This window comes from Janthinobacterium svalbardense (genome assembly GCF_002327145.1).
In the GTDB taxonomy this organism is placed as follows: domain Bacteria; phylum Pseudomonadota; class Gammaproteobacteria; order Burkholderiales; family Burkholderiaceae_D; genus Janthinobacterium; species Janthinobacterium tructae.
The window spans coordinates 2,292,166-2,305,715 of the sequence record NZ_CP023422.1; the positions used below are offsets into that span (position 1 = coordinate 2,292,166).

Here is a 13,550-nt window from a genome sequence, read left to right on the forward strand (position 1 = left end):
ATGACCTCATTTCGTACCCGTATCGTCAGGCCCCGCTTGACCTTGGCCCTGGCCCTGAGTGGCTTGACGGCAAGCTTGCTGTGGCAGCCCGGCGCCAGCGCCGCGCCCGCCTTGCGCAAGGCGGACGCCGTCAGCCAAGCGGCCCCGCTGTCGCTGGGGGCCGATATCGCCCGGCTGGGTCCGCCGATCCGCTTGTCCGTTGGCAAGTCGACCTTGCGCAGCCTGACGCGTGCCGTCTCGCAGATCGCCGTGAATGATCCGAAGGTGGCGGGCGCCAGGCTGCTGGGTAGTTCCAGCGAGCTGTATATCTGGGGCCTGGCACCGGGCAGCACCAATCTGATTCTGTGGGACAAGGATCACCGTCCCGTGATCGTCGATATCGAAGTCGGTGTCGATGCCGACGGCTTGCAGGCGCAACTGGCGCTTGTGTTCCCGCGTGAAACAGATCTCAAGGCCAGCTCGGCCGGCGGCGCGATCGTGCTGACGGGCATGGTCTCGGATGCCGTCAAGGCCAGCCAGATCATGGCCATGGCCACGGCGTTCGCACAGCGGGGCGCCGGCGAAGCGGCGGCGCCCGTTGCGACAGCGGGTGTGATCCCAGCGCCCGCTGCCGGCGGTGCCGCCGGTGCTGGCGCCGCCGGCGGCGTGAGCGTGATCAATATGCTGACCATCGCCGCGCCGCAGCAGGTGATGCTGGAAGTCAAAATTGCCGAGGTCTCGAAAACCCTCGTCGACCAGCTGGGCGCCAGCATCGGCGCGCGCGCCAGCAGCGGCAACTGGACCTACAGTTTCCTGTCGAACTTGTTGAGTGGCAACCCCAGCATGATCGATGGTTTCAACGGTAAAAACGGTAATTTCCTTACGCTCGATGCGCAAAAGCGCGACGGCCTCGTGAAAGTGCTGGCCGAACCGAACATCATGGCCATCAGCGGCCAGGAGGCCAGCTTCCTGGCTGGCGGCAAGATCTACATCCCCGTCTCGCAAGACAGCGCCACCAACAAGATCACCCTGGAAGAAAAGGAATTCGGTATCGCCGTCAAATTCACGCCCACCGTGCTCGATGGCGGGCGCATCAACCTGAAGGTGGCGCCGGAAGTATCGGAACTGAACAAGGACGGCATCGGCATCAGCACGGGCGGCACCGCCGGCAGCGCCATCCTGCCGGCGTTTACCACGCGGCGCGCCACCACCACCGTGCAATTGTTCGACGGCCAAAGCTTTGCCATCGGCGGCTTGATCAAGAACAATGTGACCACGAATATCAAGGCGTTGCCGATGCTGGGCGAGATTCCCGTGCTGGGCGCCTTGTTCCGCAGCAGCGATTTCCAGACCGACCGCACCGAACTGGTGTTCATCATCACGCCGCACCTGGTCAAGCCGCTGGCCGGCGACTACGTGCTGCCGACGGATGCCTATGTGGCGCCAAGCCGCGCGCAGTTTTTCCTGCAAGGAAAGATGGAAGGCGACGCCACGCCGCCGCCCGCCGCAAACAAACAACCGGGCGCCGCAGCGGCGACCGGCTTTGACATTCAATAGGAGAGTGAGCATGCAGCGTCCTCCAATTCTTCCCCTGCTGTGCGTGCTGCTGGCGTCGTTTGCCGCCAGCGGCTGCAGCACCACGCCGCACTTCGACCGCAACTTTGGCCGCAGCGTCGATTTGCTGCGTGCCCAGCAAGTGATTAACCCGCAGGCGGGATTGAACCGCGACCCGGTGACTGGCCTCGATGGCAAGGCGGCGGTGGCGGGCTACAACGCGTATCAGAAGTCGTTCAGCGCGCCGGTGCCGCAATCGGGCGGCATGACGATCAGCCTCGGACGCCAATGAACATGTCACCGTTATCACAGAACAGGCAAGGCATATCGTGAAAATCGCCATCATATCCCGGGATGAAAAAGCACTGGCCGAGTTGGGCCGCCTGGTCGGCAACCGCAATCCGGCGGACGACGTCGATGCGCGCAGCGGACCGCTGGAGCAACTGTATTCGGCGCAGGAACTGCCCGATGTGCTGATGTTCGACCGGCCCGGCAACGATGGCGCCGACCTGGCCGCCATCGAGCGCCTGAGCAATCAGTTTCCGCGCCTGGCGGTTATCCTGCTGTGTCCGCAGCAGTCGCCCGACTTCCTGCTGCAAGCCATGCGTGCCGGCGTGCGCGAAGTATTGCCGTCGCCGGCCGCAGCTGCCAGCATCTACCCGGCGCTCGAGCGCATCGAGGAAAAACTCGAGCGGCGCGACAATGGCAATGGCAAGGTGCTGGCCTTCATTTCCTGCAAGGGCGGCAGTGGCGCCACCTTCATCGCCACCAACCTCGGCTATGCCCTGGCAGCCAGCGGCCACAAGCGTGTTGCCCTGCTGGACCTGAACCTGCACTTCGGCGATGCCTCGCTGTTTGTCTCCGAGAGCAAGCCGCTGGCCACCCTGGCTGACGTGACGCGCGACATCCACCGCCTGGATCCGTCGTTCCTCGCCTCGAGCATGCTCAATGTGCTGCCCAATTTCAGCGTCCTGGCGGCACCGGAAGACCCGGCCCACGCCAGCGAAGTGCTGCCCGAACACATCGACGCCATCATCAAGCTGGCGCGGCGCCAGTATGATTTCGTGGTGCTCGACGTGGGGCGCAACCTCGATGCGGTCAGCGTGCGCGCGCTCGACCACGCGGACCTGATTTTCCCCATCCTGCAAACGACCTTGCCGTACATCCGCGATGGCAAGCGTCTGCTGGGCATGTTCCGTTCCCTGGAATACGACAAGGACAAGGTGCGCCTGATCGTCAACCGGCACGACAAGGGCGGCGAAATCCGCCTGCAGGATCTGGAGGCGGCGTATGGCACCACGATCGACCGCACGGTGCCGAATCATTATGCGTCGGCCGCCGCATCGGTCAACCAGGGTATGCCGATCTTGCAGCTCGATAAGAACAGCCCCATCACGCACTCGCTGCAGGAGTTTGCCGCCAGCCTGACGGGCGTCAGCGCCGAAGCCGTGCCGCAGGGCTGGCTGAGCCGCATGCTGCGGCGCGCCTAACACCACACGAACAGGAATTCTCATGGCAACTTCTCCCGTCCCCAGCCTGTCGATCCGCGAGCGTCTCGGCAACGGCAAGATCGCTACCCTGACGCCGCAGCGCGCGCCGGCCATCGACAACCGCAGTTACCGCGAGCTGAAACAGCGCATTCACGCGCTGCTGCTCGAGCGCGTCGATCTGGAAAGCATGCAGCGGCTGACGCAGGAACAGATCCGCGACGAGTTGCGCAGCCTGGTCGAGCGCCTGCTCGACGAAGAAGCCGTGGTCATCAATGATGTCGAGCGCAAGAACCTGACGCGCGACATCCGCAACGAGATGCTCGGTTTTGGCCCGCTGGAAACCTTGTTGTCGGACCCGACCGTGTCGGATATCCTCGTCAATGGCCACAAGCAAGTGTACGTCGAGCGGCGCGGCAAGCTGGAATTGACTGATGTCGTGTTCAATGACGATGCCCATCTGATGAAAATCATCGACAAGATCGTCTCGCGCGTGGGTCGCCGCATCGACGAATCGAGCCCCATGGTCGATGCGCGCCTGCCCGATGGGTCGCGCGTCAACGCCATCATTCCGCCGCTGGCCATCGACGGGCCCGTGATGTCGATCCGGCGTTTTTCCGTTGACCCCCTGCGCCTGGCCGACCTGGTCGCCTACTCCAGCATGACGGCCGAGATGGCCGAGGTGCTGCAGGGCCTGGGCAAGGCGAAGATGAATATCCTCATTTCCGGCGGCACGGGCAGCGGCAAGACCACCATGCTGAACGTGATTTCCGGCTTTATCGGCCATACCGAACGCATCGTCACGGTGGAAGACGCGGCCGAGCTGCAATTGCAGCAGCCGCACGTGGTGCGCCTGGAAACGCGCCCGCCGAATATCGAAGGCAAGGGGGAAGTGTCGCAGCGCGCGCTGGTGCGCAATGCCTTGCGGATGCGTCCCGACCGCATCATCCTGGGCGAGGTGCGCGGCGCCGAAGCGCTCGACATGCTCGGTGCGATGAACACGGGCCATGAAGGCTCGATGGCCACCATCCACGCCAACACCCCGCGCGACGCCATTACGCGACTGGAAAACATGATCAGCATGGCGGCCGCCAACCTGCCCAGCAAGGCCATCCGCCAGCAGATCAGCTCGGCCATATCGGTGGTGGTGCAAGTGTCGCGCCTGATCGACGGCAAGCGCAAGGTCACGTCGATCCAGGAAATCACGGGCATGGAGGGCGATGTCATCACGATGCAGGAAATCTTCAGCTTCAAGCAGACGGGGGTGGGGGAGAGCGGGGCAGTCGTCGGGTATTTCTCGGCCAGCGGCATCCGTCCCCATTTCCTGGAACGCCTGAAGAGTTTTGGTATCGGCATTTCCAGCGCGGTCTTCGAGCCGACCGGCACCGGGCGCTGACGCGACATGGGCTATCTTTCGTATCTGGTATATCTGCTGATCTTCCTGGCGGTCATGCTGCTGGTTGGCGCCGTTTACTTCAACCTGCAGTCGCGCGGCGCCGGTGCCGGGCGCGTGGCGCGCCGCTTGCGGGCGATGAATACGGCCAGCGACGACGCGCAAAAGACCGTATCGATCACCAAGGACCGGCTGCTCAGCTCGCATGCGGGCGTACAGGGCTTGCTGGAGGCATTGCCCGGCGTGCAATGGCTGGACCGCTTGCTGTTGCAGTCGGGTAAAAACTGGGATGTGGGCAAGCTGCTCGGCTACTGCCTGCTGGGCTTGCTATTCGGGCTGCTGCTGGGCAGCCTCAGCCCCTTGCCCGGGTATCTGCGTCTGCTGCTGAGCCTTGCCTGCGCAGCGCTGCCGTTCTTGATCGTAATGCGCGCCAAGGCCAGCCGGCTGGCGCGCATTGAAACGCAATTGCCCGACGCCCTGGACATGATGAGCCGCGCCATGCGCGCCGGCCACGCCTTTCCCACGGCTCTGAAAATGGTTGGCGACGAGATGACGGGGCCCCTGGCCGATGAATTCCGCGCCGTGTTTGACGAAGTCAATTTCGGCGTGGCGATGTCCGATGCCCTGTCGGGCCTGGCGGCGCGCGTGCCCAGCACGGACCTGCGCTATTTCGTCATCGCCGTGCTGATCCAGCGCGAAACGGGCGGCAACCTGACGGAGTTGCTGAACAGTATCAGCGCCATCATCCGCGACCGCCTTAAATTGATGGGCCAGGTGCGCGTGCTGTCGGCCGAAGGGCGCATGTCGGCCTGGGTGCTGGGCTTGCTGCCCTTTGGCGCGGCCCTGATGATGCATCTGATGAATCCGCAGTTCCTGTCCGTGCTGTACACCGACAGGGGCGGGCGCAAGATGGTGGCGGTGGCATTTTGCCTGCTCCTGGTCGGCGTGCTGGTGATCCGCAAGATCGTGCGTATCCGTGTGTGAGGCTATGAAATGAGGCAATTGAAAAGGCGAGGGATGGCAATATGAGCGGCATGCAGATAGGCCTGTTGGCGGTGCTATTTCTGATTGTATTCGGCATCGTTCTGGTGCTGCTGCGGCTATTTGCGGGCAATGCCGTGCAAGTGCGCCTCGATACGCTTGACGGCAAGAAGGCCGATACCGACAAGGGACGCCGCACCAGTCAGCGTTGGATGGCGCGTGTCGTCAGCCTGACGCGTCCGCTGGCCAAGCTGTCGGTGCCGGAAGAGGGCTGGGAAGAATCGCCGGTCCGCATCCGCTTCATCAATGCGGGCTGGCGCAAGAGTACCGCGCCGGCGCTGTTCTACGCCGCCAAGACGGGTTTGACCTTGCTGTTGCCCATTCTGATGTATCTGCTGCTGCGCCACGGCGACCACAATCTCTTCCTTTGGGTAGTGGCAGCGGCGGCCGCCGGCTATTACCTGCCCGATCTGTGGCTCAAGCATTGTTTGAAGGAGCGCCAGCGCGAAGTCTTTGAAACCTTTCCCGATGCGCTGGACTTGATGACCGTTTGCGTCGAAGCGGGCCTGGCGATGGACGCTGCGCTGGCTCGCGTGGCACAGGAAATTGGCTTGAAAAGCATGATCCTGGCCGAGGAATTGCAATTGGTGACCCTGGAACTGCGCGCCGGCAGTGCCAAGGATAAGGCCTTGCGCAACCTGGCCCTGCGCACGGGCGTGGAAGATGTCGATGCGCTGGTGACGCTACTGATACAGGCGGAGCGTTTCGGCACCAGTATCGCCGCCTCGCTGCGCGTGCAGTCCGACCAGTTGCGTACCAAGCGGCGCCAGCGCGCCGAGGAAACGGCCGCCAAGATCGCCCTCAAGCTGTTGTTCCCGCTGATCTTTTTCATTTTCCCTTCGCTGATGGTGGTGCTCATGGGCCCGGCCATCCTGCAGATTTACCGTGTCTTGTTACCGGCGATGAATGGCGTATGAGTATGCCCCTGCGTCTTTTCAGCCTGCTCCTGCTGCTCTGCCTGTTACAAGGCTGCGCGAGTGCGCCCGCCGTGCCCAAGTGGAATATGCAGGCGGTACAGCGCATCAGCCATTCCGCCGGCCAGAATGCCGTCACGTATTTTGAACTGGGCAAGTTCTATCAGGCACGCGGCCAGCTGGTGCTTGCTGCGGAAGCCTTTGCCGCCTCGATCGCCCTTGACCCGCAGCAACTGGCAGCGCGCAATGCGCTGGCCGTGCTCGACGCGCGGCAGGGCCGGCTTGAACAGGCTGCCACGGCGCTGCTGGTGCTGGTGCGCGACTTTCCCGAGGCTGCCCAGCCCCTGAATAATCTCGGTTATGTGTATTACCTGCAAGGGGAGCTGGCGCAAGCGTCCCGCCTGCTCGACCAGGCCATGGCGCGCGATGGCGGCACGGCATTGGCGCGCAATAACTTGCAACTGGTACAGGCGGCGCAGCTGGCGTTGGTGCCGGCCGCGCCAGCCGCGCCCGCCGTGACCGTCGCGCCGGAGGTGCTGGCCGAGATCGAAATCATCAATGGCAATGGCATACGCGGCATGGCGGCGCAGGTGCGCTTGCGCGTGCAGGCGCGGGGCATGGCGGTCAGCCGGCTGCGCAACCAGCCCGGCTTTCGCCAGGAACGCAGCCAGATCCTGTACGCCCCCGGCCACGCACGCCAGGCCGGCGCCTTGCGTCTAGCCCTGGCGCAGCGGGGGGAGTCCATGCAACTGGTGGCCGTCGCCAGCGTGGGGCGTGGCGCCGGCATCCGCCTGATTCTGGGACGCGACCAGGCTTGAACAAGATAGCAGTAACACATGATCAGCAGCAAAATAACAGGGAGAAGTACATGTCTGGATTGATGAGTAGCGGTTTGCCGGCGCGCTGGGCGCTGTGTCTGGCTGCCGGCACGGCAGTGACGTTGCTGGCCGGCTGTGGTGGTGGCGGTTCCGGCAGCAGTGATTGCAGCACCTTGGACCCGAGCCGCAATCCGAACCTGCCCGGCTGCGTAGTGCCACCCGTCACGCCGGTGGTTCCCGTGACACCGGCGTCGGCGACCTTGGCGCTGAGCCTGAAAGACGGGGCCGGCAAGGCGACCACCTCGGTCAGTCCCGGCAACAGCGCCACCGTGCAAGCCGTCGTCAAGGATGGCAAGGGTGCGGTGCTGTCGGGCGTCTTGCTGACCTTGAACAGCAGCGACAAGAGCGCCAGCTTCACCCCGGGTGCGGCCAGCGCCCTGACGGACGCGAATGGCGTGGCCAGCATCGTCATCGCAGCCGGCAGCCAGAGCGGCGCTTTTGCGCTGACGGCCAGCGCCACGGTGAACGGCAGCGTGTTGACGTCGAATATCAATTACACGGTGGTCTACCCGACCCTGACCATGGGCGGCGTAGGCGTCGTGCCGGCGACCCTGTCGGCGGGCGGCACGGCTGGCCTGAGCGTGACGGTGATGAATGGCGCGGCCGTGTATGCACCGGTACAGTCGGTCGTCTTCAGCTCGCCTTGTGCCAGTGCCGGCAAGGCTGCCATCAGCAGCCCCGTGAATACGGTCAATGGCGTGGCCAGCACGTCATACATCGACAAGGGCTGCGGCGCGCCCGACGTGATCACGGCCAGCACCGTCTTCAATGCCACCACCTTGAGCCAGACGGGCACCCTGACGGTGCAGACGGCCGCTGCCGGCCAGATCGGCTTTGTCTCGGCGCTGCCGCAAAACATCGCCCTGAAAGGCACGGGCGGTGCGGGCCGGCAAGAGTCATCCATCGTCACCTTCAAGGTACTCGACAGGAATGGCAATCCCGTCAGCGGCAAAGTGGTCAATTTTTCGCTCAATACCACGGCCGGCGGCCTGAGTATCAATCCGGCGCAATCGACCAGCGGCGCCGATGGCAGCGTCAGCACCACGGTGGCTTCCGGCACGGTGAACACGCCGATCCGCGTCACGGCCACCCTGCAAGGCACCAGCCTGTCGACGGTCTCGGACCAGTTGGTGGTGTCTACTGGCGTTCCCGAGCAAGACAGTTTTACCTTGAGCACGTCCATGTTCAATACGGAAGGCGGCGATTTTGCCGGCTGCACCGCGCCGACGGGTGCTACCATCACGGCGCGCCTGGGCGACCACTTCCACAATCCCGTGCCCGACGGTACGGCCGTCAGCTTCACGGCCGAAGGCGGCACCGTCGATGCATCTTGCCTGACGGGCCTGGTCAACACCACCCTGACGGACGGTACGGTGATCACGCAGAAGGGCATACCGGGTTCGTGCAGCGTGCGTTTCTGCCCCGGCAACCCCCGTCCGCTTGACGGCCGCGTGACCATCCTGGCGTACGCCTTGGGCGAGGAAAGTTTCGCTGATACGAATGGCAATAATCTGTTCGAGAATGACGAGACGTATGTCGACTTGGGCGAGCCGTTCCGCAATGACCGCGCCATTCTTGGCAGCAATGCCAATTTCAAGGATGACACCTACAGTACGGGCAATGCCGTGCGCGCCGATGGCGAACCGACTATCGATTCGAATGGCAACGGAAAATGGGACGCGACGGGCGACAAGGAGTACAACGGCGTGCTGCGCGCGGCCTCCAGCGTCAACACCACGGCCGCCAACACCGTGCATATACGCCAGGCACTGGTGCAGGTGCTGTCCGGCAGCACGGCGCGTTTCACGCCGCTGGGCGCTGCCACCATTGATCTGGACAAGTGCGTCGATGGCACTGTGTTCGAGAACAAGGTTCACACCTTCCAGCTCGCTATCCGCGACGACAATGACACCGTGTTTGTGATCAATGGCAAGGATGTCACCAAGCGGGCGTTCGACTTGCCTGGCAATCCGCTGCCGGCCGGCACGACGATCAGCTTCTCGGCGAGCAATGGCAGCATCGTCAGCGGCGCCAGCTTTGTCGTGCCGAGCATGGACAGCGCCAGTTCCGCGAACTGGATCTATCCCGTGCAAATGATCAGCGACGTGACCCAGATCGGCACCGCGTGCCAGCCGAACAGCGTGCGCAACGGCTTGTTGACGGTGACGGTACGCACGCCGAATGGCATCCTGACATCGACGTCGTATGCCGTCAGTGACTGATCGCCATACCTGTAGGCAATAAAAAAGCTGCCGGAGTTTCCTCCGGCAGCTTTTTTTTACATCAGTCTGCGTCTGGCAATCAGGCGAAAGGCGTCAGCAGGGTGATCATCTGGCCAAAGATCTTTGGGCTGGCGGCGATGACGTCGCCCTTGTACAGATAGTCCGATTCGCCCGAAAATTCACCGACGATCCCGCCCGATTCCGTGATCATCAGGGCGCCGGCAGCGATATCCCAGGGCTTCAAGCCTTTTTCGTAGAAGCCGTCCAGGCGGCCGCAAGCGACGTAGGCCAGGTCCAGCGCGGCCGAGCCGGCGCGGCGCACGCCCTGGCTGCGTTCGCCCATGATCGCGTACATCTTCAGGAATTCGTCCAGCGCGCGGGCGCTGCCGGCCACGTAGCCGGTGCCCAGCAGGGCGTTCGAAATGCGGTCCAGTTTGGTGACGCGGATGCGTTTTTCGTTCAGGTAGGCGCCGGCGCCCTTGGTGGCCGTGAACAGGTCGTTGCGTACCGGATCGTAGATGACGGCTTGCGTGACGACGCCGCGATGCGCGAGCGCGATCGAGATGCAGTATTGCGGGAAACCGTGGATAAAGTTGGTGGTGCCATCGATCGGGTCGATGATCCACTGATATTCATTCTCATCGTGCGAGTTGGCGGAAGCTCCCGATTCCTCAGCCAGGAACGCGTGGTCCGGGTAGGCTTTGGACAGCACCTCGATGATGGCTTGTTCGGCCGCCTGATCGACGTCGGTGACGAAATCGTTATGTTGTTTTTCCGTGACGACGACGCGGTCGAGGTCAAAAGAGGCGCGATTGATGACGGCGGCGCCGCGGCGGGCGGCTTTGATCGCCGTGTTGAGCATTGGGTGCATGTGAGCTTCCGTTAAAAGCACGCGACCGCCCATGGCCGCCTTGCGGCGCCGGTACGATAGAGTGCAAGAATGAATTAAAGAGCGGAGCGGTGCCGAAGTGGTTAAAATCCCGGCCTGGCGTCAGCGTTTTGTGACTCCGTTTCCCGAAATTTCCTGTATCGATACCGCGCAATAGCGCTATTTTAAATGAATCTGCCCGAAATCAACACGTCTCTTTTCAAACGCCTGCGATTTATTCTTGTCGAAACTAGTCGTCCTGGCAACATTGGCGGCGTCGCGCGCGCCATGAAAACGATGGGTTTTTCCGATCTGGTGCTGGTCAACCCGCGTTTCCCCGATGCCTTGACGGATGCGGAAGCGGTGGCCTTTGCCAGCGGCGCGCAGGATATTTTGTCCGGCGCGCGCATCGTCGGCTCGATCGCCGAAGCACTCGAAGGCTGCAATTACGCGGCGGCCGTCTCGGCCCGTCTGCGCGAATTCTCGCCGCCCGTCACCGCCCCGCGCGCCATCGCGGCCCAACTGGCCGCCAGCGAAGACTTGCACGCGGCCGTCATTTTCGGCAACGAGCGTTTCGGCTTGCCCAATGAAATCGTCGAGCAGTGCAATGTGCTGATCAACATTCCCGCCAATCCCGAATATTCCTCGCTGAACCTCTCGCAGGCGGCGCAGGTGGTCGCTTATGAATGCCGCGTGGCGGCCCTCGGCGATGGGCAGCTCGCCAGTCCCGTCGGTTTTCATGGCGACGCGGCCAGCCTGGCGCAGGTCGACGGCATGTACGCGCATCTTGAGCAGGCGCTGGTGGCCATCGATTTCCTCGATGCCGACAACCCGAAAAAGCTGATGCCGCGTCTGAAACGCCTGTTTTCGCGCACGGGGCTGGAGACGGAAGAAGTCAATATCCTGCGCGGCATCGCGCGCCATATCCTGGCGGTCGCCAAAAAAGGCCCATGATCGAGACGCGGCTGCTGCGCCAGTTCATCGCCGTCGCCGAGGAACTCAATTTCCGCCGCGCGGCCGAACGGCTGCACATGGCGCAGCCGCCGCTGTCGCAAGCGATCCTGCGGCTGGAAGACTTGCTGGGCTACCCCGTATTCGAGCGTACCAACCGCAAGGTCAGCCTGACGCCAGCGGGGGATGCTTTCCTGGGCACGGCGCGCCAGGTGCTGGCCAGTCTGGAAGAGGGCGTGGCCGCCACGCGCCTCGTAGCGCAGGGCATCGAGGGGCACTTGCGCCTGAGTTTCATCCACATCACGCCGTATGCCCACGTATTACATGCCTTGCGCGCTTTCCGCCTCGCCTCGCCCGCCGTGCATTTCACCTTGCGCGAAGCGTCGACGCAGCAGCAGGTCGAGTGGCTGGAAAAAGGCGAGGTCGATATCGCCCTGCTGCGTGCGCCCGGTCGCAGCACGCCGGGCTTGCGCTTCGAGCGCCTGTCGGGCGAAGACATCGTGATCGCGCTGCCATCCGGCCACCGTTGTGCGGGCCAGGCAAGGGTGGATCTGGCGGACCTGGCCGATGACGATTTCGTCGCCTCGCCGCGCGCGCTGGGCCAGGGTTTTCATGACCAGCTGGCCAGCCTGTGCCTGCATGCGGGTTTCGTGCCGCACGTGGTGCAGCAGGCGCGCCGCTTGCAAACGGTGCTGGGAGTGGTAGCAGCCGGTTTCGGCGTGGCCCTGCTGCCGGCCAGCCTGAGCGCCTGCGCGCCAGCGGGTGTCGTCATGCTCCCGCTGCAAAGTGATGCGCCCGAGCCGCTGCGCCAGCTCGACCTGTACATGGCCTGGGACCCGCAGCGCACGTCTCCCGTGCGCGAGCGTCTGCTGGCGCAACTGCGGCTGTCCGCCACTCAATGAGACTTAAATTGAGACGTCAAGCGTCTCGTTTCAAGATAAATAAGATATTTTACAGATGATGGCCCAGGGGCCAGCATGGCGTTTTTGATTGTCGGGAATTGCCATGTCCAACGTTTCATCGCGCAGCCGTGCGCTGCCTCCCTCTATTTATTGGCTGTCGCTGTGCAGCTTTGCCTTCGGCTTGTGCGAATTCATCGCCGCCGGCTTGTTGTCGCCCATGGCGCGCGACCTGCACGCCAGCGTGGCGGCGACCGGCGGCGCCATTGCCGCGTATGCGCTGGGGGCGGCCATCGGCGCGCCCGTGCTGACGGCCATGCTGGCGCGCCGCCCCACGCGCCAGATCCTGGTGGCTACCATGCTCGTGCTGGCGGCCGGCAGCGTGGCGATGGCGGGGGCGCCGGCACTGGGCGCGCTGCTTTGTGTGCGCTTTGCCGTGGGCCTGGCGCATGGCGTGTTCATGGCCGTCGCGTCGCATGCGGCCACCAGCCTGGTCGACCCGTCCCGCGCGGGCAGGGCGCTATCCATCGTCTGGCTGGGCCTGACCCTGGCGCTGGCCGGCGGCGTGCCGCTGGGGACGTGGCTGGGTGCCGTCGCGTCGTGGCGCTGGGTGTTGATGGCCATCGGCGTGCTGGCCCTGTGCGGCGGCGCCGGCTTGCGCTGCGCCATGCCGGCCGCGCGCCAGCAGGCTGTTGCCGCATCACCGCTGGCCAGCCTGCGTGCCATCTTGCAGCCGCCCCTGCTGCTGGCGGCTGGCGTGGCGGCGCTGGTCAGCGTGGCCACCTTCAGTTTTTTCACGTATATCTCGCCCTTCCTGCTGCAGTTGGGCGGACTCGATGCGGGCTGGCTGAGTGCCGCCATGCTGTGCTTTGGCGTGTGCGCCATCGGCGGCAACCTGCTGGGCGGCTGGTGCGCGGATCGCCCTTCCGCGTTGCGCGCCACCGTGCTGGCCCTGGCCGCGCTGGCACTCAACCTGCTGGGGTTTTATGTGCTGCAGGGCCACCCTCAGCCACTGGCCATGCTGGCCCTGTGCGGCACTTTGGGCATGCTGTTTTTTGCCCTTGTGACCCTGTCGACCATGCGCCTCTTGCTCCTGGCACAACGGCATTGCCCGGGCAGCGACGCCGTGGCGGCGGGCCTGAATATCGCCGCCTTCAATGCGGGCACGGCCTTTGGAGGCGCGCTGGGCGCCACCTTGATCGTCGCCTTCGGCTTGCCCAGCATCGCCATCGGCGGCGCGCTGGCGGCGCTGCTGGCCATGCTGCTGCTGTGCTTCCAGTCGCGCAAACTAGACGCGCCGCTCTAGTTTTTGCGTTTAAACGCCCACTGCCTTTGGCGTACACTGGCCTGCAAAAGGCCGTACA

General features: G+C 63.9%; 12 protein-coding genes. 11 read left to right on the top strand and 1 reads right to left on the bottom strand.

Annotation, left to right across the window (positions count from 1 at the left end):
• The 8 genes from CNX70_RS10335 to CNX70_RS10370 are packed head-to-tail and all read left to right on the top strand — an operon-like array spanning window position 1 to window position 9,468.
• Entirely contained in the window at window positions 1-1,536 is a 1,536-nt protein-coding gene (locus tag CNX70_RS10335) for a type II and III secretion system protein family protein (RefSeq protein WP_096234616.1), read from the top strand.
• 10 nt (window positions 1,537-1,546) lie between these two features.
• Window positions 1,547-1,825 (top strand): pilus assembly protein, encoded by a 279-nt coding sequence (locus tag CNX70_RS10340; RefSeq protein ID WP_096234617.1) that lies wholly within the window; start codon window positions 1,547-1,549, stop codon window positions 1,823-1,825.
• Between the two features lie 37 nt (window positions 1,826-1,862).
• Complete coding sequence (locus CNX70_RS10345) at window positions 1,863-3,023, top strand: CpaE/TadZ family protein (protein ID WP_096234618.1); 1,161 nt, start codon at window positions 1,863-1,865, stop codon at window positions 3,021-3,023.
• 46 nt (window positions 3,024-3,069) lie between these two features.
• Window positions 3,070-4,416 (top strand): TadA family conjugal transfer-associated ATPase, encoded by a 1,347-nt coding sequence (locus CNX70_RS10350; protein WP_096238380.1) that lies wholly within the window; start codon window positions 3,070-3,072, stop codon window positions 4,414-4,416.
• Window positions 4,417-4,422: 6 nt separating this feature from the next.
• On the top strand, window positions 4,423-5,397 hold the full coding sequence (locus CNX70_RS10355; protein WP_096234619.1) for a type II secretion system F family protein: 975 nt from the start codon (window positions 4,423-4,425) through the stop codon (window positions 5,395-5,397).
• A gap of 41 nt (window positions 5,398-5,438) precedes the next feature.
• Window positions 5,439-6,371 carry a type II secretion system F family protein gene (locus tag CNX70_RS10360; RefSeq protein ID WP_096234620.1) on the top strand — a complete coding sequence of 311 codons (933 nt, stop codon included), beginning with the start codon at window positions 5,439-5,441 and terminating at the stop codon, window positions 6,369-6,371.
• Window positions 6,368-7,186 (top strand): LytR C-terminal domain-containing protein, encoded by an 819-nt coding sequence (locus CNX70_RS10365; protein WP_096234621.1) that lies wholly within the window; start codon window positions 6,368-6,370, stop codon window positions 7,184-7,186. The genes CNX70_RS10360 and CNX70_RS10365 overlap by 4 nt, the downstream gene beginning before the upstream one ends.
• 50 nt (window positions 7,187-7,236) lie before the next feature.
• On the top strand, window positions 7,237-9,468 hold the full coding sequence (locus tag CNX70_RS10370; RefSeq protein ID WP_157750976.1) for an Ig-like domain-containing protein: 2,232 nt from the start codon (window positions 7,237-7,239) through the stop codon (window positions 9,466-9,468).
• 79 nt (window positions 9,469-9,547) lie between these two features.
• Here the strand turns inward: CNX70_RS10370 and CNX70_RS10375 are convergent, their stop codons facing one another.
• On the bottom strand, window positions 9,548-10,330 hold the full coding sequence (locus CNX70_RS10375; protein WP_096234623.1) for an inositol monophosphatase family protein: 783 nt from the start codon (window positions 10,328-10,330) through the stop codon (window positions 9,548-9,550).
• Between the two features lie 195 nt (window positions 10,331-10,525).
• Between CNX70_RS10375 and CNX70_RS10380 the strand changes: the two genes are divergently transcribed.
• The 3 genes from CNX70_RS10380 to CNX70_RS10390 all read left to right on the top strand — a co-directional run bounded on the left by CNX70_RS10380 (window position 10,526) and on the right by CNX70_RS10390 (window position 13,492).
• Window positions 10,526-11,290: an RNA methyltransferase gene (locus tag CNX70_RS10380; protein ID WP_096234624.1), complete on the top strand. Its 765-nt coding sequence runs from the start codon at window positions 10,526-10,528 to the stop codon at window positions 11,288-11,290.
• Window positions 11,287-12,189, top strand: coding sequence for a LysR substrate-binding domain-containing protein (locus tag CNX70_RS10385; protein ID WP_096234625.1), 903 nt, complete (start codon window positions 11,287-11,289; stop codon window positions 12,187-12,189). The genes CNX70_RS10380 and CNX70_RS10385 overlap by 4 nt, the downstream gene beginning before the upstream one ends.
• Before the next feature lie 103 nt (window positions 12,190-12,292).
• Window positions 12,293-13,492 carry an MFS transporter gene (locus CNX70_RS10390; protein ID WP_244199108.1) on the top strand — a complete coding sequence of 400 codons (1,200 nt, stop codon included), beginning with the start codon at window positions 12,293-12,295 and terminating at the stop codon, window positions 13,490-13,492.
• The last annotated feature ends 58 nt before the right edge of the window (window positions 13,493-13,550 follow it).